Source organism: Streptomyces sp. NBC_00162 (assembly GCF_024611995.1).
Taxonomy (GTDB): domain Bacteria; phylum Actinomycetota; class Actinomycetes; order Streptomycetales; family Streptomycetaceae; genus Streptomyces.
The window spans coordinates 7,870,624-7,894,704 of sequence record NZ_CP102509.1 but is presented as its reverse complement, the minus strand read 5'-3'; the positions used below and the strand labels follow the sequence as shown (position 1 = coordinate 7,894,704).

At 72.7% G+C, this 24,081-nt stretch carries 20 protein-coding genes and 1 pseudogene; 12 read left to right on the top strand and 9 right to left on the bottom strand.

The features are described from left to right. Positions 1-30 precede the first annotated feature (30 nt). The 5 genes and pseudogenes from JIW86_RS41765 to JIW86_RS36335 form a co-directional block, all read left to right on the top strand. Positions 31-363, top strand: a pseudogene (locus JIW86_RS41765) (HAMP domain-containing protein); the annotation flags it as partial. A 362-nt stretch (positions 364-725) separates the two neighbouring features. After that, positions 726-920 carry an ATP-binding protein gene (locus JIW86_RS36350; protein WP_322975575.1) on the top strand — a complete coding sequence of 65 codons (195 nt, stop codon included), beginning with the start codon at positions 726-728 and terminating at the stop codon, positions 918-920. Positions 921-1,000: 80 nt separating this feature from the next. Next, positions 1,001-3,244 (top strand): MMPL family transporter, encoded by a 2,244-nt coding sequence (locus JIW86_RS36345; RefSeq protein ID WP_257558581.1) that lies wholly within the window; start codon positions 1,001-1,003, stop codon positions 3,242-3,244. After that, positions 3,241-3,933 carry a DUF2993 domain-containing protein gene (locus JIW86_RS36340; protein ID WP_257558579.1) on the top strand — a complete coding sequence of 231 codons (693 nt, stop codon included), beginning with the start codon at positions 3,241-3,243 and terminating at the stop codon, positions 3,931-3,933. The genes JIW86_RS36345 and JIW86_RS36340 overlap by 4 nt, the downstream gene beginning before the upstream one ends. Positions 3,934-3,992: 59 nt before the next feature. Then, the gene (locus tag JIW86_RS36335; protein ID WP_257558578.1) at positions 3,993-5,456 is read left to right on the top strand and encodes an MFS transporter; all 1,464 of its coding nucleotides are present in this window, start codon (positions 3,993-3,995) and stop codon (positions 5,454-5,456) included. Positions 5,457-5,514: 58 nt separating this feature from the next. On the opposite strand, the gene JIW86_RS36330 is transcribed toward JIW86_RS36335, so the two are convergent. Continuing rightward, the gene (locus JIW86_RS36330; RefSeq protein WP_257558577.1) at positions 5,515-6,855 is read right to left on the bottom strand and encodes a phytase; all 1,341 of its coding nucleotides are present in this window, start codon (positions 6,853-6,855) and stop codon (positions 5,515-5,517) included. A gap of 298 nt (positions 6,856-7,153) precedes the next feature. Between JIW86_RS36330 and JIW86_RS36325 the strand changes: the two genes are divergently transcribed. From JIW86_RS36325 to JIW86_RS36305, 5 genes are all read left to right on the top strand, one after another. Beyond that, positions 7,154-8,122, top strand: a complete 969-nt coding sequence (locus tag JIW86_RS36325; RefSeq protein ID WP_257558576.1) for a cyclase family protein — start codon at positions 7,154-7,156, stop codon at positions 8,120-8,122. A 102-nt stretch (positions 8,123-8,224) separates the two neighbouring features. Next, positions 8,225-11,008 carry a SpoIIE family protein phosphatase gene (locus tag JIW86_RS36320; protein WP_257558575.1) on the top strand — a complete coding sequence of 928 codons (2,784 nt, stop codon included), beginning with the start codon at positions 8,225-8,227 and terminating at the stop codon, positions 11,006-11,008. A 115-nt stretch (positions 11,009-11,123) separates the two neighbouring features. Next, on the top strand, positions 11,124-12,674 hold the full coding sequence (locus JIW86_RS36315) for a sugar ABC transporter ATP-binding protein (protein ID WP_257558574.1): 1,551 nt from the start codon (positions 11,124-11,126) through the stop codon (positions 12,672-12,674). Beyond that, positions 12,671-13,732, top strand: coding sequence for an ABC transporter permease (locus tag JIW86_RS36310; protein WP_257558573.1), 1,062 nt, complete (start codon positions 12,671-12,673; stop codon positions 13,730-13,732). Before JIW86_RS36315 ends, JIW86_RS36310 begins: the two co-directional genes overlap by 4 nt. Positions 13,733-13,786: 54 nt before the next feature. After that, a complete protein-coding gene (locus JIW86_RS36305; RefSeq protein WP_215142795.1) occupies positions 13,787-14,923 on the top strand; it encodes a substrate-binding domain-containing protein in 1,137 nt (378 codons plus the stop codon). A 4-nt stretch (positions 14,924-14,927) separates the two neighbouring features. Here JIW86_RS36305 and JIW86_RS36300 read toward each other — a convergent pair whose 3' ends face one another. Further along, positions 14,928-15,812, bottom strand: coding sequence for a S41 family peptidase (locus tag JIW86_RS36300; RefSeq protein WP_257558572.1), 885 nt, complete (start codon positions 15,810-15,812; stop codon positions 14,928-14,930). A 207-nt stretch (positions 15,813-16,019) separates the two neighbouring features. Between JIW86_RS36300 and JIW86_RS36295 the strand changes: the two genes are divergently transcribed. Then, positions 16,020-17,558, top strand: a complete 1,539-nt coding sequence (locus tag JIW86_RS36295) for a carboxylesterase/lipase family protein (protein ID WP_257558571.1) — start codon at positions 16,020-16,022, stop codon at positions 17,556-17,558. Between the two features lie 35 nt (positions 17,559-17,593). Here the strand turns inward: JIW86_RS36295 and JIW86_RS36290 are convergent, their stop codons facing one another. Then, entirely contained in the window at positions 17,594-18,328 is a 735-nt protein-coding gene (locus tag JIW86_RS36290) for an SOS response-associated peptidase (protein WP_257558570.1), read from the bottom strand. A 71-nt stretch (positions 18,329-18,399) separates the two neighbouring features. Here JIW86_RS36290 and JIW86_RS36285 point away from each other — a divergent pair, with 71 nt between their 5' ends. Next, complete coding sequence (locus JIW86_RS36285; protein ID WP_257558569.1) at positions 18,400-18,792, top strand: hypothetical protein; 393 nt, start codon at positions 18,400-18,402, stop codon at positions 18,790-18,792. A gap of 40 nt (positions 18,793-18,832) precedes the next feature. On the opposite strand, the gene JIW86_RS36280 is transcribed toward JIW86_RS36285, so the two are convergent. The 6 genes from JIW86_RS36280 to JIW86_RS36255 form a co-directional block, all read right to left on the bottom strand. Further along, positions 18,833-20,236 (bottom strand): sensor histidine kinase, encoded by a 1,404-nt coding sequence (locus JIW86_RS36280; protein WP_257558568.1) that lies wholly within the window; start codon positions 20,234-20,236, stop codon positions 18,833-18,835. After that, positions 20,233-20,973, bottom strand: a complete 741-nt coding sequence (locus JIW86_RS36275; protein WP_257558567.1) for a response regulator transcription factor — start codon at positions 20,971-20,973, stop codon at positions 20,233-20,235. Before JIW86_RS36275 ends, JIW86_RS36280 begins: the two co-directional genes overlap by 4 nt. Positions 20,974-20,996: 23 nt before the next feature. Further along, on the bottom strand, positions 20,997-21,563 hold the full coding sequence (locus tag JIW86_RS36270) for a hypothetical protein (RefSeq protein WP_257558566.1): 567 nt from the start codon (positions 21,561-21,563) through the stop codon (positions 20,997-20,999). Positions 21,564-21,628: 65 nt separating this feature from the next. Beyond that, positions 21,629-22,411: a cytochrome c biogenesis CcdA family protein gene (locus JIW86_RS36265; protein WP_257558565.1), complete on the bottom strand. Its 783-nt coding sequence runs from the start codon at positions 22,409-22,411 to the stop codon at positions 21,629-21,631. Then, positions 22,408-23,028, bottom strand: coding sequence for a TlpA disulfide reductase family protein (locus tag JIW86_RS36260; protein WP_257558564.1), 621 nt, complete (start codon positions 23,026-23,028; stop codon positions 22,408-22,410). Before JIW86_RS36260 ends, JIW86_RS36265 begins: the two co-directional genes overlap by 4 nt. Further along, positions 23,025-23,789, bottom strand: coding sequence for a thioredoxin family protein (locus JIW86_RS36255; protein WP_257558563.1), 765 nt, complete (start codon positions 23,787-23,789; stop codon positions 23,025-23,027). Before JIW86_RS36255 ends, JIW86_RS36260 begins: the two co-directional genes overlap by 4 nt. Between the last annotated feature and the right edge of the window lie 292 nt (positions 23,790-24,081).

The window sequence follows — 24,081 nt, the reverse complement described above, 5'->3', positions numbered from 1 at the left end:
CGCAACGTGGTGGCGCCGCTGATCGTCGGCATGCTCGGCGCGGCACTGGCCGGAGCACTCCTGGCCCGCCGCATCGCCCGTCCGCTCGTGAAGGCCGCGCAGATCGCGCACCGGCTCGCCGACGGCGAACGCGGCGTACCGGCCCCGGTCGACGGCCCCCGGGAGACCGCGGACATCGGGCGCGCCCTCAACGTCCTGGACGAGGCGCTGGCGCGCAGCGAGAACCGGCAGCGGGAGTTCCTGCTCTCCGTCTCCCACGACTTGCGCACCCCGCTGACCGCGCTGCAGGGATACGCCGAGGCGCTCGCCGACGGCCTGATCGAGCCGGACCGGCTGCCCGAGGTCGGCGGCATCCTGGCCGGCGAGACCCGGCGCCTGGACCGGTTCCTGGGGGACCTGCTGGACCTGGCCCGGCTGGAGGCGGACGACTTCCGGCTCGATGTGGCCCCGGCCGACCTCTGCGCGGTGGTCGCCGAGGCCGCCGCCTTCTGGACCGGCCCCTGCGCCCGGCACGGCGTCGAGCTGCGACTCGAGCAGCCCGGGCCGCCCGCGCAGCCCGTCATCGTCGACACGGACGCCTTCCGGGTCCGGCAGCTGATCGACGGCCTGGTGCAGAACGCCCTGCGGGTCACGCCCGAGGGCGGACCCCTGGTCCTCGCCGTCCGCGCGGCCGCGGCGCCGAACTGCAGGTCCGAGACGGCGGGCCCGGCCTCACCGACGACGACGTGCGCATCGCCTTCGACCACGGCGCCCTCCACGAGCGCTACCGGGACACCCGCCCGGTCGGCAGCGGCCTGGGGCTGGCCATCGCCCGCCGCCTGACCGGCCGCCTCGGGGGCACCATCCGCGTCGAAGGACACGGCCCGGAAGGCGGAGCCTGCTTCACCGTCGCCCTCCCGCCGGCACCCGACGCCGCGTGAACGGGCGCGCGCCGCCGCCCGTACATTCCCCGAACAATGCGCCAACGGCCCCCTTACACGCGCCGCGCACAGTGAGGCCCATGAACATTCGATCGGCCGACGGGCCGGGTCTCCTCCACCGCAGCGGGCGCTGGTGTGCCCGGCACGCCTGGCGGGTCGTCGCCGCGTGGGTCCTGCTCCTCGTCGGCCTGGGGCTGGCCAACCACACGTGGGGCGGCACCTTCGCGGACAGCTTCTCCCTGCCCGGTACCCGTACCCAGACCGCTGCCGACCTGCTCACGGCGCACACGAGCGCTTCCGGGGGCACGGCCGCACCCATCGTGCTCCAGTCCGGTCAGGGTTCGCTCGCCGGTCACCAGGCGGCGATCGACGCGGCCGTCGGCAACCTGAGCCGCCTGCCGAACGTCCTGTCGGTGGCCGACCCGCTCACCACGCCGGGTGCGGTCTCCGCGAAGGGCGACATCGCCCAGGTGACCGTCCGCTTCGACGGCAACCCGGCGACCTTCGACCCCTCCTACCTCGCCGAGGTCGACACCGCCGTCCAGCCACTGCGCTCCGACCACGTCACCGTCGAGTACGGGGCCCCGCTCGGGCAGCTGGCCACGCCCAAGTCCGCCGACCACACCTCGGAGGCCATCGGTCTGGCCGTCGCCGTGCTCGTCCTGCTGATCGGCTTCGGCAGCGTCGCCGCCACCGGGCTCCCGCTGCTGACGGCGGTGATCGGCCTGGCCGTCAGCCTGGCCGGTCTCGGACTGCTCGCCGGACAGTTCGGCTTCGCCCAGGCGGCCCCGACCCTGGCCGCGATGATGGGCCTCGGCGTCGGCATCGACTACGCGCTCTTCCTGGCCACCCGCTTCCGGGCCCTGCTGCACACCGGAACGGAGCCCGCCGAGGCGGTCGGGCGTACGGTCGCCACCAGCGGCCGTGCCGTCCTGGTCGCCGCCGCCACGGTCGCCATGGCCCTGGGCGGGCTCTGCGTCTGCGGCGTGGACTTCATCGGCACCCTCGGCGTCGCCGCCGGGCTCAGCGTCGTCGTGGCCGCCGCCGCGTCCGTCACGCTGACTCCCGCGCTGCTGGGTCTGCTCGGCCGCCGCATCGACCGCCTCCATGTGCGCACACCGGTCGCCGAACCCACCGGCGCGTCGGACGTCTGGCACCGCTGGGCCGTCAAGGTCAGCCGGCGCCCCTGGCTCTTCCTGGTCAGCGGCCTGCTCCTGCTCGGCGTCCTCTCGATACCGGTCGCGTCCATGCAGCTCGGCCACGTCGACGCCGGAGCACAGTCCACCAGCAGGACCGACCGACGGGCCTACGACCTGATCACCGAGGGCTTCGGCCCCGGCGCCAACGGCCCGCTCACCGTCGTGGCCCACCTCGACAGCCGGCAGGTGGCCGACGAGACGCAGCGCCGGGACCTCGCCGCCTCGCTCCAGCGCGAACTGGCCGCCGTACCGGGCGTCGCCTCCGTGACCACCCCGGTGCCCAGCCCCGACCACGTCCTGCTCATCAGCACGGTCACCCCCGCCACCGGCCCGCAGGACAGTGCCACCGCCGACCTGATCCACACCTTGCAGGACGAAACGGTGCCGCAGGCACTGTCGGGAACGGGTGCCACCGGCTACGTCACCGGTACCGCCGCCGCCACCCAGACCTTCACCGACACCCTCACCGCCAAACTGCCCCTGATCATCGGTGTGGTGGTCACGGCCGCGTTCCTGCTGCTGCTCGCCGTCTTCCGCAGCCCGCTGATCGCGCTCAAGGCCGCCGTACTCAACCTGTTCTCCATCGCCGCCGCCTACGGCGTGGTCGTCGCGGTCTTCCAATGGGGCTGGGGCGGCGCGCTGTTCGGCGTCACCGAGAAGGTGCCCGTCGAGTCCTACGTACCGATGATGATGTTCGCGATCGTCTTCGGACTATCCATGGACTACGAGGTCTTCCTGCTCTCTAGGATCCGCGAGACATGGCTGCACCGAAGGGACAACCACCTGGCCGTCGCCACCGGCCTCGCCGCCACGGCCCGCGTCATCACCTGCGCGGCACTGATCATGACCAGCGTCTTCCTGGCGTTCCTGCTCTCCACGAACGTCGCCGTCAAGATGCTCGCCCTCGGCCTCGGCGTGAGCGTGATCATCGACGCCACCGTGGTCCGCCTGCTCCTGGTGCCCGCGTCCATGTACCTCTTCGGGCGCGCCAACTGGTGGCTCCCCGGCTGGCTGGACCGGATCCTTCCGCATCTCGACCCGGAAGGACCCGCCGCCGCGCCCACCTCCCTGCCCGCCCCCGCCCTTGCGCCCGCCCTTGCGCCCGCCCGGGGAGAGCGCCGATGAAGCGCCGCCTCACGAAGACCGTCACGGTCACGACCGCCGTGGCCCTGGTAGCGGCCCTCGGCACGGGCGCGGCCGAGTTCACGGCCCGCAACGTGATCGAGAACCGCATCGCGGCGGCGGCACCCGCCCTCGGCAACGACGTGGCGGTCGGCGTGGCCGGCGACTGGGCCCTGTGGGACCTGGCGCGCGAGAACATCCCCCGTCTGGACATCAGCAGCGACGACGCCCGCCTCGGACGCCTCGCCCAAGTCCGCGTCCGGGCGCGGCTCGACGACGTCCGTCTCGGCGGGAGGGCCACCGTCGGCAGCACCCACGCCGAGGTGACCGTCCCCACGCAGTCCATCGGCGCCGCGATCCGGGCCGCCGCGGGGTCCGTCCCGGTGACCGCGGTCACCACCGACCCGGAGAAGGGGACCGTCCTCGCCGCCGTCGGCCCGGGCGGCGCAGGGCAGCTGACACTGCGTCCCGTACTCGCGGACGGGAAGGTCACGCTCGCCGTCGACGGGTTCACCGTGTTCGGCCGCTCCGTCCCCGCCAGTCGGCTCGGGATGGGCAGCGGCGGTCTGGGATCGGAGCCGGGTGCGCCGAAGGAGTACCCGCTTGGGCTCAGGGCCACGTCCGCAGAGGTTCAGCCGGACGGCCTCCACGTCACCCTGACGGGCGGCCCCAGCCCCCTGACCGGCACATGATGCGCGCGATCTGGCTAGGGTCGTGAGCGCAGACTTGAGCGATCATCAGGAGTGCTGCCGTGCGACCCACAGAACCATCGTCTGTGCCCGGCGGCCTCGGCTGGAACCGGGAGACGGCGATGCTCGCGCTCCTGTCCTTCGCCATGCTGATCGTTTCGCTCGACCAGTACATCGTGGTCGTGGCGCTGCCCGACATCGCACGCGACCTCGGCTATTCCGCGCGGACACTCCAGTCGGTCATCAGCGCCTACGCAGTGGCCTCGGCCGGCTTCCTGCTGTTCGGCGGGCGTGCCGCCGACCTGCTCGGACGGCGCCGCATCCTGGCCACCGGCCTCGCACTCTATGCCGGGGCATCGCTCGCGGGAGCATGCGCGACCGGCCCCGGACTGCTCCTCACCGCCCGCGCGTTCCAGGGTCTCGGCGGAGCGCTCGTCTTCCCCACCACCCTGGCACTCATCAACACCACCTTCGCCGAAGGCCCGGCCCGCAACCGCGCCTTGGGAATCTGGGGAGGGGCAGGCGCGGCAGGGCTCGTCATCGGTGTGCTGCTCGGCGGTGTTCTGACGCAGGCCTTCGGCTGGCAAGCGGTCTTCCTCGTCAACGTCGCCCTGGCCGGCCCGGCACTGCTGCTCGCCTTCGTACTGATCCCTCGGGACGGCGCACGCGAAAAGGGCCGTACGTTCGACCTGCCCGGTGCCCTCAGTGTCACTCTCGGCGTCACGCTCATCGTGTTCGCCCTCGTGCAGGGCCCCGGACTGGGCTGGCTCTCGCCGGCCGTTCTGGTGAGCGCGACGGCGGGCCCCCTGCTGATCGGAGCCTTCGTCGTCATCGAGCGGCGCAGCAGAGACCCGCTCATGCCACCGGGGCTGCTCTCCCATTCCAGCCTGGTCACCGGCGTCGTCATCGCCTTCATGTTCATGGCGACCTTCGGCTCCGTGCTCTACTTCCTGTCGGTCTACTTCCAGGAGGTTCTGGGCTACGACGCCCTGGAGACCGGCGCCGGCTTCCTCATCCCCACGGCGGTGGTGGTGGCCGGTTCGACAACCGCGGGCCGGCTCGTGACGCGGTTCGGTCTCAGGCGCACGCTGGCCGCGGCCCTCGCCGTCGGCGCGCTCGGTGCGCTCGCACTCGCCCTCACGATCTCGCCCAACGGCACCTACGCCGAACTCGTCCCCGGCCTCGTGGCGCTCAGCGTCGGCGACGGGGTGGTCTTCACGGCCATGTTCATCGCCGCCGCCACCGGAATCCCCGACCGGCAACAAGGCATCGCCTCCGGCATTGCCTCCACCGCGTCGGGCGCGGGCGCAGCCGTCGGCCTCGCCGTCCTCGTCCTGGTGGCGACCGCCGGCCTCGACGGCCTCTCCGGTGAACGGCTCCGCGTCGCCACCGCCGAGGGGATCAGCACCGCGCTCTTCTTCGTGGCGGGCGGAATCGTGCTGACGTTCCTCGTCGCCCTGCGCCGGTGCCCGACGCCTCCGGAGCCGCACCCGGTCCCCGTGCCGTACCAGACCCGTCGCTGCTGACAGCGTCCATGACCTCAGAACGACGAGGCCATGGACGCCTTCGGCAGTGTCGAGCGGGTCAGAGGCGCGCGGCGCGTTCGACCTTGGCCCAGTCGACGAACTTGAAGTCGGTGTCGGTACGGGCCTGCCCGTCGGGTCCGGCGGTCTCCGGGGTGTTCGAGCCGTCCTGGACGACCAGCAGGCCGTGCGGGAACCTCGTACCGAGCGGGGCGCTGGTGACGGCGGCACCGTCGCAGACCTCCGAGCCGTCGGGCGCGCCGGGCTTGCCGCCCGCGGTGATCCGGAAGTTGCGGACGAAGGCGTTGCGGTGGTCGCGGTCGAAGACGGCGAAGGTGTTGTCGCCCTGGCTGGAGGCGATCAGGTAGCCGTCGTCGCGGGGGTCCTCGGGGTCGCGCCAGATCGTCAGGCCCTCCACGTCGGCGCTGATGTGCCGGCCGCCGAAGCCCGGGTCGGCCCCCGCGTCGCACTCCTCGGTCTGCGGGTTCCAGGTGCCCGGCACCCCGTAGGAGCGGACCTTCTCGATCAGGCGGGCCGGGGAGCGCAGGTCGGCGTCGAGCTTCCAGATGCCGACGTCCTCCTGGCCCGCGTACAGGTCGCCGCTGTCAGGGTCGATGACCATGCCCTCCACCTGGGGAAGCTCGCCGGGCTCGGCGCACGGTGTCCAGCCGGTCCCGTCGGGCAGGGTGAAGGAGGAAGGCAGCGTGAGGGTCCGGACGAGGCGGTATCCGACCTTCCCCCGCGCATCCGGGGTGAGTTCGGCCAGCGCGAGCTTGGTGTCGTGGCGCCGGCTGGTCACCGCGAACGAGCGGCCGCGGTCGGTGTAGGCGGCCAGGCCGTAGGCGGTGTGCTGGTCGTCGACCTCGTCCTGGCCGGACGAGAAGACCAGCGGGGCCGCTGCCTCGTCGGTGACGTCGACGAGTGGCCCGCCAGGGCGCTCGGGGTCGATCCGGTAGAAGCGCAGCTGGTCGCGGCCCCGGTCGGAGACGACCGCCACATCGTGCCGGCCGTCGGGAAAGCGCAGCCCGGTGATCAGGTCGACGTTGTTGAAGCGCCCGGGCTTGTCGCCGTCCCGCGGGGGCGGCGGCGCCGGCAGGGTCTGGACCTGACGGCCGTCCAGGTCGTACACGCGCAGGCCGCCTTCCTTGGCGGTGGCGATCACCAGGCTGCGGTCGGGGTCGGAGGCGTTCCGCCAGATCGCCGGGTCATCGGCGTTCGCGTTGCCACCCGCCTCGTCGTCGAACAGGGACGGCGTCTCGACGGAGGCGGACACCTCGGGCAGCGAGGGTGCCGTGCCCCGGTCCGTGTGTGCGTGGGCGTGGGCCGGTACGGCGATCAGTCCGAGGGCCGCGATCGTCGCCGCGGCGATGAACGGCGATCTCCTGCTTGCGGTCACGCTCATGGTGCCTCCTGGTCACGGAGTCGGTTGCGGTCGGCGCGCGGCGGACCGGGCCGGGGCGGGAGCCCGGCTGCCCCGCAGCGGGCCGCCGCCACCCTGGTCTACTCGCGGGTAGCCGACATGGAGGCGATGTGGCGGGCGTATGAGCACACGATGAACCCCGGAGGGAAGACCGGCGCGCCGAACCGCCGACGTGCCGGGCGGGGCGGCCGAACCCCGGCAGGATGCTGCGCCCGGGAGGCCCTCGCGCCGCCCGGTGCCCCGGGCAGCAGCCGCACGAACCTTGGAGCGCCGAGTACTCATGAGCAGCAACCCCGCCGATGCCCCCACTCCCCCGCCGGCCGGTCCCGGACACGGGGCCACCGTCTCCCGCGAGGAGTTCGACGCGCTCTTCGAGTCGGTCCGCACCTGGGGCCGGTGGGCCGCGGCCGACCGCGGCGCCTGGAACAGGGTGACGGCGGGCCACGTACAGCGGGCCACGGCCCTGATCAGGTCCGGGACGGTCGTCGCGCTGGGGAGGCCCTGGGACACCCGGCCCGGACCGGACAACGCGAAGCCCGCGTTGCACTACATGTCCGACCTCGGCGACGTGGAGGCCCCGGAACCCTCCGTCTACAAGGACTTCCTCGCCGTCGACTACCACGGCAAGGGCGTGAGCCACCTCGACGCGCTGTCACACGTCGCCTACCGAGGGCGACTCTACGACGGCCGCGCGGCGCGCGAGGTCGTCGATGCCGCGGGTGCCCGCTTCGGCGCGGTGCCGGCGCTCGGCCCCCTGGTCACCAGGGGCGTACTCCTCGACCTGCCCGCCGCCCTCGGGGTCACGTGGCTCGAACCCGGGCACGCGGTGCACGCGCGGGACGTCATCGCCGCGGAGAAGGCACTCGGCGTGACGATCGGGGACGGAGATGCGGTGCTGCTGCGCTCGGGCGCCTTCCGCCGCCGCCGGGAGACCGGCCCCTGGGACCCCGGCGCGGCGAGCGCGGGCTGGCACGTGGACGCCGTGCCGCTGCTGGCCGATCGGGCGATCGCCCTGCTCGGCGGCGACGGGGACAGCGACGTACGGCCGTCGCCCGTCGAGGGCGTGCACTCCCCCGTCCACACGCTCGCGATCACCGCGATGGGGGTCCCGCTGCTGGACAACCTCGACCTCGAGGCGCTTTCCGCCGCCTGCGCCGAGGCGGGCCGGTACGAGTTCGTGCTCGTCGTGGCGCCGCTGAACGTCCCCGGCGGTACGGGTTCTCCCGTCAATCCGGTCGCGATCCTTTGAGGGCCGGCCCCACCGGCCATTCGGCTCCCCCACCCGCCCGCAAAATCGGAGGAATATACTCAAACCGGGCGATCGAGAGCGTTCCGTGAGGGAGTGGTACAGATGGGGGTCGTCGGCGACCGCATCGGCCCCGTGCGTTCCCGTGACCGATTCCTGCACGGCGAGTCGGTCGAGGGAAGCGTGAGGAGTCCGATCCTGAGCTCGTGGCAGCGCAGCAGGCTGCTGGGGCTGTCGCCGGACCAGTCCGAGCTTCCCTTCAAGCAGGACTTCGACCCGGAAGGCCGCCTCGTCCGCGCCGCCCGGCCGGTGCTGGACCGGCTCCAGTCCATCTTCTCGGGCAGCCTGATGAACATCTGTCTCGCCGATGGACATGGCACGGTGCTCGAACGCCGCTTCGGAGAGAAGTCCATGCTCAGGCATCTCTCCGCGATCCAGAGCGTCCCCGGGTTCGTGTTCGCCGAGCAGTTCGCCGGGACGAACGGCATCGGTCTCACTCTCGCTGAAAGGCGACTCTGTCAGGTCTACGGCGCCGAGCACTTCGCCGAGCGGTCCCAGTCAAGTGCCTGTACCGCGATCCCCGTTCGCGACCAGCTCAGCGGGCACATCGAGGGTGTTCTGTGCCTCGGCTATCCCTACACCGATGCGGACCCGGCGCTGATCCCCGTCGTGCGCAAGGCGGCCGAAGCCATCGAAAGGCGGCTGATGGAGCAGAGTTCGGCGCGCGAGCGCGGCCTGCTGCACGCCTATCTCGATGCCGCGAGCCGCGCCCGGACCGGCGAGGACGCCTGGAACGGACACGCGATCGGAATGGACGAGCTGCTCCAGAGCGAGCTGGAGCAGAGCGATCAGATGACCCTCAAGCAGAAGGCCACGGAGCTGATGTCAGCGGACCGGCGGGCTGCAGCCGAGGTGTCCCTGTCCCGCGGCCGGTGGGTGACTCTCGTGAGTCGTCCGGTGACGAGCCCCTCCGGGGTGGAGGGCGTCGTCATCGAGGTGCTCCTCCCCGAGGAGTCGGAGCGGCACGCCCCCGCCCCCGCCCCCGCCGGCCCACCGCCCGGGCCCCTTTCCCGCGCCGCACCCGGTCCGGCCACGGTGGCGGCCGTCGTGCCCGGCGCACCGGGCGCACCCGTCTCCCGTGGCGCCGACGACTCCGCCGGGGGCACGGTCAGAGGGCTCGTGCTGGTGGGCGAGCCGGAAGTGGGAAAGTACGCCGTCGCGGCACGGCGCCGACTGGAACTGCTGGCCGAGGCCAGCAACCGCATCGGCACCACCTTGGACGTGAGCCGCACCGCCTGGGAACTCGCCGAGATCGCGGTTCCGCGCCTGGCCGACTTCGTCACCATCGACCTGCCCGAGGCGGTGCTGCGCGGCGAGGAGTCCCCCAACCCCACCACCGAGATGCACCGCACGGTGGTCCACGGCATCCGCGAGGACTGCCCCTTCTACCCGGTGGGCGAGCAGCTCTCCCTGAGCCCGACCACGCCCCACATGCGTTGTATGACCACGGGGCAGCCCGTGCTGGAACCCGAGCTGAAGGCCGCCTTCGGCTGGATCGCCCAAGACCCCGAGCACGCCGAGCTGCTCCTCGCCCACAACGTCCACTCCCTCATCACCGTCCCCCTGCTCGCCCGCGGCGTCCTCCTGGGCATCGCCAGCTTCTACCGTTCGCAGGACCCGGCCCCCTACGGGGACGACGACCGCTCGCTGGCCCAGGAACTCGCCGCCCGCGCTTCCCTCTGCATCGACAACGCCCGCCGCTACACCCGCGAACACACCCTGGCCCTGTCCCTCCAGCGCAGCCTGCTCCCGCGCGGCCTCCCCGAGCAGGACGCCGTCGAGGTCGCCCACCGCTATCTGCCCGCGGAGCACGGAGTGGGCGGCGACTGGTTCGACGTCATCCCCCTCTCCGGCACCCGCGTCGCCCTCCTCGTCGGCGATGTCGTCGGCCACGGACTGCACGCCGCCGCCACCATGGGCCGGCTGCGCACCGCCGCCCGCAACTTCGCCGAACTGGAACTCGCCCCCGACGAGCTCCTCACCCATCTGGACAACCTGATGGTGCGCCTCGACCGGGAGGAGGGCGGGGACAATCCCGCCGTCGGCAGCACCGGCATCGTCGGCGCCACCTTCCTGTACGCCATCTACGACCCCACCTCGCAGGTGTGCACCATCGCCCGCGCCGGCCACCCTCCGCCCGCGCTGGTCCAGTCCGACGGCACCGTGACGTTCCTGGACCTGCCCGCCGGACCCCCTCTGGGCCTCGGCGGCCTGCCCTTCGAATCCGTCGAGTTCCATCTCCCCGAACACAGCCAGCTGGTCCTCTTCACCGACGGGCTCATCGAAGACCGCCATCGCGACATCGACGTGGCGCTCGACGAGCTGCGCCGCGCGCTGGCCCACCCGGACCGGGCCCCCGAGGACACCTGCCAGGCGGTCCTCGACGCCGTGGCACCCGACCACCCCGGCGACGACATCGCACTCCTCGTCGCCCGCACCAACGCCGTACCCCCCGACCGGATCGCCACCTGGGACCTGCCCGCCGACCCGGCCCGCGTCTCCGACGTCCGCACCGCCGCCGTGGGCCAGCTCAGCCGGTGGGGCCTGGACGAGTCGGCCTTCGCCACGGAACTGCTGCTCAGCGAGCTGGTCACGAACGCCGTCCGCTACGGCGCCGGGCCCATCCGGGTACGCCTCATCCACGACCGCACGCTGATCTGCGAGGTGTACGACACCAGCAGCACCGCGCCGCGCATGCGCCACGCGGCCACCACCGACGAGGGTGGCCGGGGCCTGTTCCTCGTCGCACAGCTCGCCCAGGCCTGGGGCACCCGCTACACCACCGAGGGCAAGGTCATCTGGGCCGAGTGCGCCCTGGCCGCGGCGTGACCTGCCACGGCACCTGCGGGCGATATGCCGGAAATACGCCATAAGTCGCTGTAAGTCGCCGTAGAATCCCGCATGCAGTCGGGAAGAACCCGGAGGCCGACCCCCGGAGAAGTCTGTGCATGACGCTCCCGACACCTCGACCGGCACGCCGTCGCCCTTCGGTGGAGAGCCGCTCGTCCGCGTGCGCGGTCTCGGCAAGCGATTCGGCGGCACGCTCGCGCTGACCGCGGTCGACCTCGACGTCCACCGGGGCAGCGTCCTCGCCCTGCTCGGTCCCAACGGTGCCGGGAAGTCCACGCTCATCAAGGTGCTCGCCGGGGTCCACCACGCCGACGAGGGCGAGGTGACGGTGGCCGGGCACCCGCTCGGCTCCCACGCCGCCGCCCGGAACATGTCCTTCATCCACCAGGACCTCGGTCTCGTCGAGTGGATGACGGTCGCCGAGAACATCGCCCTGGGCACCGGCTACCCGCGCCGCTGCGGGCTGGTCTCCTGGCGGCGGACCCGCGAACGCTGCGACGAGGCCCTGCGGATCGTCGCCGGGCACCTGGACGCCCGTACCCGGATCGCCGACCTCGCCCCCGCCGAGCGCTCTCTGGTCGCCATCGCCCGCGCCCTGGCGACACGGGCCGAACTCCTGGTCCTCGACGAGCCGACCGCCACCCTCCCGGCCGCGGACTGCGCCCGGCTGTTCGACGTCCTGCACGCCCTGCGCGACCGAGGGCACGGCATCCTCTACGTCAGCCACCGGCTCGACGAGGTGTACAAGGTCGCCGACACGTTCGCCGTCCTGCGCGACGGCCGCCTGGTCGACCGAGGTCCGCTCGCCGGCCACAGCCCTGCCCGTCTGGTGCGCGCCATCGTGGGCGGCGACCCGGCCGGCCCCGCGCCCGCCACGGCCCCCGCCGCCGGCCCGCCCCTCCTGAGCCTCGAGGCGGTACGGACCGCATCCGCCGGACCGGTCAGCCTGGACCTGCGCAGGGGCGAGATCCTCGGCATGGTGGGGCTGACCGGCGCCGGCCACATGGACCTGGGCCGCGCCATCGCCGGCGCCCGGCCGATCCTCGACGGGCGGGCGCTGCTGGACGGGCGCCCGTACCACCCGCGCACGGTCTCCGCCGCCCTCGGCTCCGGCGTCGGCTTCGTGGCGGCCAACCGTCAGGAGGAAGGCTGCGCCGGCGAACTGACGGTACGGGAGAACTTCCTGGCGAACCCCCGGGCAGCCGGCGTGCGGGCCTTGCACTGGATCGGCCCCCGGCGCGAGCGGGCCGAGGCCACCGCCCTGATCGACCGGTTCTCGGTGCACCCCCGCGACAGCGAGGTGCCGATCGCCACCCTGTCCGGCGGCAACCAGCAGAAGGTCATGGTCGGCCGGTGGCTCCGGGGGAACCTGCGCCTGCTCGTCCTCGAAGAGCCGACCGCCAGCGTGGACGTCGGCGCCAAGGCCACGATCCACCGGCTGCTCGACGACGCGCTGGCCTCCGGCCTGGCGGTCCTGCTCCTCTCCACCGATTTCGAAGAGGTCGCGGGCCTGTGCCACCGCGCTCTGGTGTTCGTCCGCGGGAGCGTGGCCGCCGAGCTGACCGGCACGGCCCTCACCGTCGCCGAACTCACCCGGACCGCCTCGGCCATGCCCCCCATCACCGGAGCTGCGACGAGCCGATGACCCTCTCCCCCTCGCCCCGATCCGTACTGGACCGCCTCCGCGGGCACCACATCGGCGCCTACGGCCTCCTGGTCCTCGCCGCCCTGCTCTTCCTGGTCTTCTCCCTCGCCCTGCCGGAGACCTTTCCCACACGGGACAACATCTCCTCGATCCTCTCCAACCAGTCGATCCCCGCCCTCCTGGCGCTCGGCGCGACGATCCCCATCGCCACCGGCCGGTTCGACCTGTCCATCGGCTACGGGCTCGGCCTGGCGCACGTCATGGTGATGCAGCTCATCGTCAACGTGGGCTGGCCCTGGCCCCTCGCGTGCCTCGTGGTGGTGTGCGGAGGGGCGGTGGCCGGCGCCCTCAACGGCGTCATCGTCGAGTTCGGGCAGATCGATTCCTTCATCGCCACGCTCGGCACCGGCAGCATGATGTACGCCGTCACCGGCTGGATCACCGACGGCGGCCGGATCGTCCCGGGCCCGAACGGCCTGCCCGCCGCCTTCACCGGCCTCTACGACTCCCGGTTCCTGGGCCTGCCGGTACCCGCCTTCTACGTCCTCGCCGTCACGGCCGTCCTCTGGCTGGTCCTGGAGCGGCTGCCGCTCGGCCGGTACCTGTACGTCATCGGCTCCAACCCGCGCGCCGCCGGCATTCTCGGCATCCCCACCCACAGATACTCCGTCTACGCCTTCGCCGGTTCGGGCCTGGTCGTCGGCTTCGCCGGTGTCCTCCTCGCGGCCCAGCAGCAGACCGGCAACCCCAGCGTCGGGCTGGACTACCTGCTGCCCGCCTTCGTCGGCGCCCTGCTCGGGTCCACCACGATCAGGCCCGGGCGCGCCAACGCCCTCGGCACCCTCGTGGCCGTCGCCGTCCTCGCCGTCGGCCTCGCCGGCATCGGGCAACTCGGCGCGCAGTTCTGGGCCACGCCGCTGTTCAACGGCGCCACCCTGCTCATCGCCGTCGGTCTGGCCGGCTACTCCGCGCGCCGCCGGCTGCGTACCGGCGCCACCGCGACCCGCCGCTCCCCCGACGAGCCGTCGGCCGTACCGGCGAAGGACAGCCACCCCTAGAACACGTCAGAACACGCCAGAGCACGTCGTACGCGCACCCGCGTCAGGAGCACCGTGTACCAGAACCGCAAGACCACCCTCACGGCCGCAGCCCTGCTGACGGCGGCCGCCGCCCTCGTCTCCGGCTGCGCGCGCGGCCCGTCGACCGGCAGCGGTCCCTCGCAGGCCGGTTGCCCCGCGACCCTCGCGAAGGCCAAGGCGGCCGTTCAGCAGGCCGAGAACACCGACACCGCCTGGCACGGCCCCACCAGCGGCCCTGCGGCGGTGTCCGGCAAAACCATCGTCTACGTCGCGCAGACCATGACCAACCCCGGCGTCGCAGGCGTCGCGAAGGGCGTCGAGGAGGCCGCGAAGGCCATCGGCTGGCAGGTCCGGGTGATCGACGGGGAGGGCACCCCGGCCGGCATCCAGGCGGCGCTCAGCCAGGCCATCACCCTCAAGCCCGCCGGCATCGTCATCGGCGGCTTCGATCCCCAGCTGACCGCGCAGCAGATGGCGCGGGCCGAAGCGGCGCACATCCCGGTCATCGGCTGGCACGCGGTGGGTTCCCCCGGCCCGAGCGAGAACCCCAGGCTGTTCACCAACATCACCACGAAGGTGGAGGACGTGGCGAGGATCAGCGCGGACTGGATCATCGCCCGGTCCGACGGCGACGCCGGAGTCGTCCTCTTCACCGACGACTCGATCCCGTTCGCCAAGAACAAGGCCGACCTGATCCAGCGGGAACTCGCCGCCTGTTCCGGCGTGCGGCTGCTGTCGTACGAGAACATCCCCATCCCGGACGCGAGCAGCCGCACCCCCCAGGCGGTCTCCTCCCTCCTGTCCCGCTTCCAGGACAAGTGGACCTACTCCGTCGCCATCAACGACCTCTACTTCGCCGACGCCGCCCCGGCCCTCCGCGCAGCCGGCAAACCGGGCTCCGGACCGCCCTTCAACATCGGCGCGGGCGACGGCGACCCCTCCGCCTTCCAGCGCATCAACAGCAAGCAGTTCCAGGCCGCCACCGTCCCCGAACCGCTGTCCCAGCAGGGCTGGCAGATCATCGACGAGTTCAACCGCGCCTTCGCCGGCCGGCCCGCCAGCGGCTACGTCGCTCCCGTCCACATCGCCACGGCCGAGAACAGCCACGGCGCCACGTCCTGGGATCCGTCCGGCTACCGCGAGGCGTACCGCAAGATCTGGGGCAAGTGAGGCCTCAGTCGGACAGCAGGGCCTTGAGCGCCTCCTCGAGTGCCCGCTCCGCCGGGACCCGGACGTCGGGAACGACGCCCACACCCTCCCAGTTGGTACCGGTGACGGTGTTGACGGCCCGCGCTGTCGGAACCGTCACGAGGACGTGCTCGGCGACCGGGTGGCGGGCCGTCGGATGGGCGCCGCCCCGCGTGGTACCGCCGACGACGACGGCCCGGCCGTGCGCCTGCAAGGTGTACGCCACGTCCTCGCCCCCGGAGAACGTGGCCTCGCTCGTCAGCACGTAGACCGGGCGGTCCGCGTAGCGCGGCGCGGGGAGGTGCGCGACCGTCCAGAACTGGCGGGTCGTGTCGGTGGACCGGTCGTAGATGTCGTTCAGGTGCACCTGGTCGTCGCGGAAGAAGTAGCTGCACCACATCGCCGCCCCCTCCGGTGACCCGCCGAGGCACGCTCGCAGGTCCAGGACGAGCGCGGAGCTGTGCGCGACGAGCTGCATGGCCGCGCCGATCGCGCTCGCGCCCCCGGCGGCGGTCGCGATGCGCCGGACGTCGATGAGCCCGACGTTCCCCTCCAGGTGCTCGACACGGCGGATCCCCTGGTTCTCCGCCCTGAGCAGCGCGAGGAACGCGGCCTCCCCGCCGTCGTCGTCCACCGGCTCCAGGGACTGCGGCTCGTCCGTCCAGAGCAGCCGCAGGTGCTTGTCCGGGCACGCCTCCTGGAGGTGTGCCGTCACCGTCTCGCAGAGCGCCGGTCCGTCCAGGCCTTCGTACGCACCCGCCGCGAGACGGCCCCGAATCGCGGCGTCGACGACAGCGGCCTTCTCGGGGAAGACGTAGCCGGCGGTGATCCGCTCCAGGGCATGTTCGACTATTTGTTCGTTGGTAAGCATGACGGATCACGCTAGTTGGCCGGCACTCCGATGACCAGGGATTTTCTCCAGGCCGGCATGGAGGGCCAAACGCTCCCGTGTCGTCGGGCTGTCCGGTCGGCGGAGTAATTGGCTGGCGCGCGTCATGGCGCAGCGGGATGATCCGGCATGTCCGGGCCGGCGCGCACTACTGCGATCGCGGTCCAACTGCCCAGCGAGGGATTGATGATGTCCGTTGTCGCGTCCGGACCGCCCGGGTCCCAGCCCGAAGTCCGCACGGCCGCCGGAGCCGTGCGCGGCAGCCGGGAGGCGGGTGTGGCGGTCTTCCGTGGCATCCCCTTCGCCGAGCCGCCGGTCGGCTCGCTGCGATTCGCCGCGCCGCGGCCGGTACGGGGATGGGACGGGGTGCGTCCGGCGGTGTCCTACGGGCCGCCTCCCCCTCAGGGCGGCCATTTCGGCATGGACGCGCTGGCGAAGGACGCGGTGGGCGACGACTGGCTGACGGTCAATGTCTGGTCGCCCGAGCCGGGCCCTGGCGCAGGGCTGCCGGTGATGGTGTGGATCCAGGGCGGCGCCTACACGATCGGCATGTCCGGTCTTCCCGAGTACGACGGCGGCCGCCTGGCACGTGACGGCGGGGTCGTCGTCGTGACGTTCAACTACCGTGTGGGCCTTGAGGGTTTCGGGCAGATCGACGGGGCCCCCGCCAACCGGGGCCTGCTGGACCAGGTCACCGCGCTGGAGTGGGTGCGTGACAACATCCGGGCCTTCGGTGGCGACCCTGACCGCGTCACGGTGTTCGGCCAGTCGGCAGGCGGCGGATCTGTCGCCGCGCTGCTGGCGATGCCGCGTGCGGCCGGTCTCTTCGGCCGGGCCGTCGCGCAGAGCGTGCAGGGCACGTTCTTCTCGCCGGAGCTCGCCGCCGACATCGCCGCCTCCTGCGCCGCCGAGCTGGGGCTGCGGCCCACGGTGGCCGACCTGTCCGCGGTGCCCCCGGCCCGGCTGTCCGCCGCCGGTGACGCGGTCGGCGCCAAGATGGCCCAGTGGGCGGAACGCTGGGGTCAGGTCGCGCACCGGTCCATCCCCTTCTCTCCGGTCGTCGAGGGTGACTCCCTGCCGGTCACTCCGTGGCAGGCCCTGGCCGACGGCGCCGGCCGTGGCATCGAACTCCTCGTCGGTCACACCCGCGACGAACAGCGGCTGCTCACCGCGCTCGACGGCCTGCTCGGCCAGGTGACGCAGGAGCAGGCGGAGTCCGCCCTGCACGTCTTCGGTCCCGGCCGGGACGGCGCACGCCGGTACCGCGACGGCTTTCCGGCCGCGGGCCCGGACGAGCTGTACGAACTGGTCAACTCCGACTGGCTGTTCCGCATGCCGACCCTCCACCTCGCCGAGGCCCAGACCGGCGCCGGCGGCCGTGCCCACGTCTACGAGCTGACCTGGCCCGCCCCCGGCATGGGCGGTGCGCTCGGCGCCTGCCACGGCCTCGACGTACCGCTCGTCTTCAGCAACCTGGACCGGGGCCAGCCCGCCGTGCTGATCGGCGAGAGCCCGTCCCCCGAGGCCGAGGCGCTGTCCGCCCGCATGCGCGCCGCATGGACGGCGTTCGCCGCCCACGGCGACCCCGGCTGGACCGCGTACGACACCGAGCGGCGCCTCGTGCGGCTCTTCGGCACGCGGTCTGCGGTCACGGCCTACCCGGAGGAGACCTCCCGCCTGATCTGGCAGGACCACGCCTTTCCCGTGGCGCCGCTGCTCGGCCGGTAGCGTCGAGCGGCCCGGATGCTCCGCGCGGCCTGTGGCTACGGGGCGGCGGGGTCGAGGAGGTGGGGGCCGTTGTTGCGGACGCTGTTGACCGCCGTCGAGACCGCTGTCACCGCGAGGCGGCCGTCGGCCGGGGTGTGCAGGAGGGCACGGAGGTCGGCGGTGTCCTGGTGGGCGGGGTCGAGCCAGGTGTCGTAGTCACCGGGGTCGAGGCCCAGCGGCATGCGGGGGTGGACACGGCCGGCCTGATCGGTGGCTTCGGTGGTGATGATCGTGGCCGTGGTCAGCCACGCCGACGGGTCGTCGTCGTCCTTGACGGCCGGGTCGCGCCAGAACTCGTACAGCCCGGCCATCGCCATCACCCCCGCGTCCTCGGGGCGGATGAAGTACGGCTGCTTGTACGCCTTCGCCGAGCCGGTGGCGGGCACGGCGACCCATTCGTAGAAGCCGTCGGCGGGCAGCAGGCACCGCCGGCGGGTGAACGCACGCCGGTAGGCCGGCTTCTCGTGCACGGTCTCCACCCGGGCGTTGATCATGCGCGAACCCACCGCCGGGTCCTTCGCCCACGACGGGACCAGACCCCACCGCACCGGCCGCAGCCGGCGCAGCGCCTCCCCGGTGTCGCGGTCGGCGCGCTCCAGGACCGCCCACACGTCATCGGTCGGGGCCACGTTCCACGACGGTCCCAGCGCCTCGGCGCCGGGATCCCGCTCGGCGTCGAAGAGGCCCGCGAGGTCCTCGGGAGCCCGGGAAGAAGCGTAACGACCGCACATGCCCCCACTCTCCCACTCCACCGGCACGGATAATGGCACCTCCACGCACCGATCCGGGAGACGAAGAACCAATGACGCTGAAAGAAGGCCAGCGGGTGAAGCTGGCGGCGGACACCCGGCTGACCGGTTCGGTGGCGATGACGGAAGACTCCTCGACGCCGACGGGGACCGTCGCCGGGTTCCTGCTGCTGGCCGCGGGCACCGAGGGCACCGTGGAGCGGGTGGTCGAGCACCGGCATCAGAGCCAGGAGGTCCGCGAGTACGAGCGGCTCAAGTCGCTCCTCGACGCCTACGGCGACGGGATGCCCACGGAGAGCAGGAAGCAGCTCGAGGAGAAGGTCGACTCCCTGGAACCGGAGTGGATCGCCTACCAGGAGCAGCGGCTCCGCGTGACGGTCCGGGTCCGCTTCGACAACGGGTTCATCCTGGACGAGGCACACGAGGACGTCTTCACGGCCGCCTGACGTCCCGGTCCGGTGGCGGAGGGGGCGGAGGCGGACGCCGTCACCGGCCGCGCGGCCATCCCGTACGCCGTCGGGAGATGCGTGTCCGGCGCCCGGACAGCAGGGGTGGGGCGAGGGCGAAGACCACGGTGATGTGCGCGCCTCCGCGGGGGCCGCGCGCGATGTTCATCGAGCCCCCGGTGACGGCCGCGGCCCTGCGCGCGATGTCGAGGCCGAGCCCCGAGGAGCCGGTGCTGCTCCCGCGCGACAGGGCCCGGTCGGGTTCCGGGATGCCCGGTCCGGCGTCCTCCACGACCAGTTCCACCGCCTGGGCGGTGCGGACGACGCTCACGCCGAACGGGGTGCCGGGCGGGGTGTGGCGGAAGACGTTGCCGATGAGCGCGTCCACCACGGCGGCGACGTCGTCGTCGGAGAGGCTGACGGCCGCGGGCTCCTGGGTGAGTTCGAGGGAGCAGGGCCGGCTCTGCTGCTCCGCCAGGACCGCCCAGAAGGCGGTCCGGCGGCGGACGACGTCGGCTGCCTCGCAGCGGGGGCCGGCGGCTCCCGCGCCGGTGGCGTGGTGGCCCGTGCCCGCTTCCGTGCCGAGCATGCCCTGGCCCATGGGGCCCACGGCGAGCGGGGTGCGCGCCGCGGTGATGATGGCTTGGAGTTCCGTCTCCAGCTCGCTCACCGCCGCCTCGACCCTGGCCGACTCCGGTGATCCCGCCATCCGCTCCGATGCCAGGTGCAGTGCGGTCAGCGGGGTGCGCAGCCGGTGGGACAGGTCGGCGACCAGTTCGCGTTCGACGGCGAGCAGCTCGGTCATCCGGTGGGCCATGGCGTTGAAGGCGACGCCCGCGTCGCGCAGTTCCTTGGGGCCCATGGGGTCCACGCGGGCGTCCAGGTTGCCCTCGCCCAGCGCCTGGGAAGCGTGGGCGAGTCTCTTGGAGGACCTGACGACCTTCGCGCCGAGGCGGTCGGCGACCAGCACGGAACCGCCGATCAGGCCCACGGCGAGGAGGAGCATGACCGCCCAGGAGGTGTTGACCCCGCGGGTCAGCTCCTCCTCGGGGACGAAGTTCTCGATGACGGCGACCCGGTCGCCGGGCAGCACCACTGGCTGCAGACAGATCCAGCCGCTGGGAATCTGCTGGGAGATGGACTCGCGCCCCTTCTGGGCCCGTTCGAGCAGTGCCGCGGGCGCTCGGGAGCTGCCGAGGGCAGGGGCGTCCGGCAGGTGCACGACCAGGTGCTCGGTCGCGTCCAGACTGGCGGCGGATTCCCGCAGGGCGGACGGATCCGTGGTCAGCGTCAGTACGGGGGCCAGGGCGGCGGCCCGCTGCTCGGCCGCGGTGACGCTCTGCTCCTTGACCAGCGACATCACCAGTGCGGCCAGCGGTATGAGGAAGGAGAGGGCGACCATCGACGTCACGGCGAGCGCCACTCCGGCCAGTGAGCGTCTCAACGCGGCGCCACCAGTTTGATGCCGACGCCGCGGACGGTCAGCAGGTAGCGCGGGGCCGCCGCGCGTTCGCCGAGCTTGCGGCGCAGGGACGACAGGTGCACGTCGACGGTCTGGTCGTCCACGTACGGCTCGCGCCAGACCTCGGTCAGCAGCCGCCGTTTGGAGACGACCTGGCCGGTGTGGTGGGCGAGGAAGGCCAGGAGGTCGAACTCCCGGCGGGTGAGGTGGAGCTCCTGGCCGGCCAGGTAGGCGGTGCGCGCGCCGGGGTCCACCGCCAGCTCGCCCACGGTGGTGGCGCGCAGCGGTTCGGCCGCCTGCGGCTGCCGCGAACCCTGAGCGGCATGGGTGCCATGGGCGCCATGGGCGGAGGGAAGGTGGCTGGTGCGCCGCAGGACGGCGGAGAGGCGTGCGATGAGCTGTCCCCCGGAGAAGGGTTTGACCAGGTAGTCGTCGGCGCCCGCGTTGAGGAGCTTGATTATCTCCGTCTCGTCGTCGCGGGCGGTGGCCACCAGTACGGGAACGGAGGATATGCCCCGGATCATGCGCAGTGCGTCTCCTCCGTCCAGATCGGGCAGGCCCAGGTCGAGGACCACCGCGTCGACGGGCATCTGGGTGACCTCGCGCAAGGCGCCGAATCCGTCACCCGCGCTGCGCACGGCATACCCGTGCTCCGCCAGGACCTCGATCAGTGACTGGCGGATGCTGGGGTCGTCTTCGACGACCAGGACGCTGGGCATGGGCACACCTTAGTGAACGCCCGTTACTGGTGGGCGCCGAAGGCCGGGCCTTCGTCGGTGATGCGCAGGTGCACGGGGCGGTCGGAGACCGGAATGGTGCAGCCTTCCTCCGAACTGCAGCTCGCGTACCCGAGCAGTACCGTCGCGTCCCCGTTGCCGTCGGCGCGGAAGGGCAGCGTGGTGGTGACGGGGCCGTCCGGGTAGACGGGGACCGGGGCGTCGACACCGGGCACGCTGATCGTCCGTACCTCCGCGGCGGCCGTCAGTTTCCCGTCCGCCCGCAGGACCCCGGCGACGTCCATGGCGGTCGGTCTGCCCACGCCCTCGATTCCGGAGGGCGGCAGATCGGTGCTGTAGAGGTGGAACCCCGTCTCCTCGGGGGTGAAGACCGCGGTCAGGGTGCCGTTCGGGGCATGCCAGTCGGACACCGAGAGCGTGACGGTGACCCCGTTCTCGGTGAAGCGCGTCGTGGGCGCGGCGCCGCCGGCCTTGGCGGGCTGCTCGCCGCATGCCGCGAGGGCGGCCAGGGAGAGGAGGGCGGCCGCGATGCGGGCCTTCCGGGAATGCCTCACATACGGGGAAACGTTCATCTGTGCCTCTATGCCTCTGTGTCAGCTGTATCAGCGAAGGGAAGGGGACGGGCCGAACAGCGGCCCTAGACGGCTGGGGTGAAGTCCGCGCTCCACAACTGCAGCCGGTACACCAGGTCGTTCCACACGCCGGTGGCCAGCAGCACGCCGACGAGCACGAGCATCCCGCCGCCGATCCGTAGGACCCACTGGTAGTGGCGTTTGACCAGCCCGAAGGCGCCCAGGGCCCGGCGGAAGGCCAGCGCGGCCAGGATGAACGGCAAGCCCAGCCCGAGGCAGTAGGCCGCCATCAGCAGGGCCCCGCGGGCCGCGCTCGCCTCGCTCCAGGCGAGCGCCTGTACGGCGGCCAGCGTCGGGCCGATGCAGGGGGTCCACCCGACCGCGAACACCGCCCCGAGCACGGGTGCGCCGGCCAGTCCGAGCACGGGCCGCCGGTGGCTGCGGAACTCCCGCTGCGTGAAGCCCGGCAGGAGACCCATGAAGGACAGCCCCATCAGCACGGTGAAGACGCCGAGCACCTGGGTGATCACCTCCTGGTGGGCCAGCAGAGTCCGGCCGAAGTACCCGAACAGGGCCCCTCCGGAGACGAGGACCGCCGTGAAGCCCAGGACGAACAGCAGCGCGCCGGCCGCCATGCGGCGGCGTTGCCCGCCGCGGGCGTCCGCCAGGTCGGAGACCGACAGGCTGGTCACGTAGCTGAGGTAGCCCGGCACGAGCGGCAGTACGCACGGCGAGAGGAAGGAGACGAGTCCCGCGCAGAACGCCACGGGAGCGGCGACGGCCAGCGCCCCGTAGAGGAGGGAGGGGGCGTCCGCGGCGGCGAGCGTCAGGCCCGTGAGAGTCGTCATGCCGCTTCCTCCGCCACGCGCGCGAGGAGCGGCCTCAGCTCCTCGTCGGTGATCGCGCCCCCGATGCTGACGGCGATGCGTCCGCGGCGGTCGATCACGAGGGTCGAGGGGATCGCCTGCGGGTTGAGGAGCGCGGGAGGGAAGCGGAGCAGGAGCTCGCCGTCGGGGTCGTGGAGGCTGGGGAAGCCCAGGCCGTGCGCGCGTACGAAGGACTGCGCTGCCGCGCGGTCCCGGTCGCGGGTGTTGATCCCGAGGAACCGGACCCCCTCGGCCCGGGTCTGCCCGCTGAGCCGCTCGAGGTCGTCGGCCTCCGCCCGGCAGGGTCCGCACCACGAGCCCCAGACGTTGAGCACGACGACCTGGCCCCGGAACTCGGCGAGGCTGACCGGCTTGCCGTCCAGGTCCTCGCCCGCCAGCACGGGCGCGGTCGGCCGGGCGCCGGAGTCCACGACCGTGGCCGCGTCGGCGGCCCTGACCGCGGCCCCCGTCGGCCCGGCCGACGCCCCTGCACCGCCGGCGTCGGTGCCGGCCATGCCGATGGCGGCGAGGACACAGCAGGCCGCCGCCCCGAGACCGGCGCCGATCAGGGCGGCGCGGCGCGGAACCGGTCGTCTCATGACGCCCACTTACGCAGGAAGGAGTTGATCCCGTCCGAGGTCAGGGAGGGGTTGCCCGTGGCGTGGGTGTCGGTGCGCACCGTGCCGGACGGCGTGACGACGATCAGAACGGGCATCTTGTAAGTGCCGCCCGAGGGGCTGTACTTGCGCAGGAGCGCGGAGTTGGCGGAGCTGTTGCCGCCGATGTCGACCTTGACCAGGTGGTACGAGTCCCCGAGGATCGCGGCCGTCTGCGGCTGGGCGAACACCTTGTCGGCCGCCTTGCAGTTGCCGCACCAGTTGGCGCCGAAGTCGAGCAGCACCATCCTGCCGTCGGCCTTGGCCGCGCTCAGCGCCGCGTCGATCAGCTTCTGCGCATCGGCCGAACTGTCGTAGCCGGGCCCGGGTATCCGTGCCGGTGCGGGGGCGGCGGACGTACGGGACGGCTTGGGGGCGGCCGAAGCCGTCTGGGCGCGCGAGGGGCTCGGCGAGGCGGAAACGGTACTGGCGGACGCCGACGGCGAGGCCGAGGCGGTCGGGGACGCCTCGGCGGAGGCGGACGCGGAAGCGGACTCCGTCCCGGCGGCGAGGGTCTGCGACGACGGTCCGCCCGCGGACGGCGAGGCGGACCCGACGGGCTGGGAGGACGGACCGCACGCTGCGGTCAGCCCGGCGGCGACCACGGCCGCGGCCACCAGCGGCAGTCGCACCCCCAGGGGCGCGGCGGAGCGGGGCTGCGCGGGGCGGCCGGCACGGACGGGTCGGAGTATGCGAGAACTCATGGCGAAGACACCCCAAGGCACGGTTCGGACTGCGGGAAGGGCGAGGAACGCCTCCCGGCTCGGTGAAGCCGACGGCGCGACGGCTGGACGGGTCGCCGGGGCGATCACGCCCGGGCGCCGAAGGCCGCTCGGCTGACGCGAGCATAGGACCGCTCCGGGCCGCCCGAACCGGGCGAGCGCGATCTTGAGGTTTCCCTAAGGAACAGCTCACCTTCCGCTTCGCCGGAACTCGGGTGATGAGCACACGCAAGGAGGCGAAACGCGCAAAAGGGATCAGGGGGTTGAGTGGTGC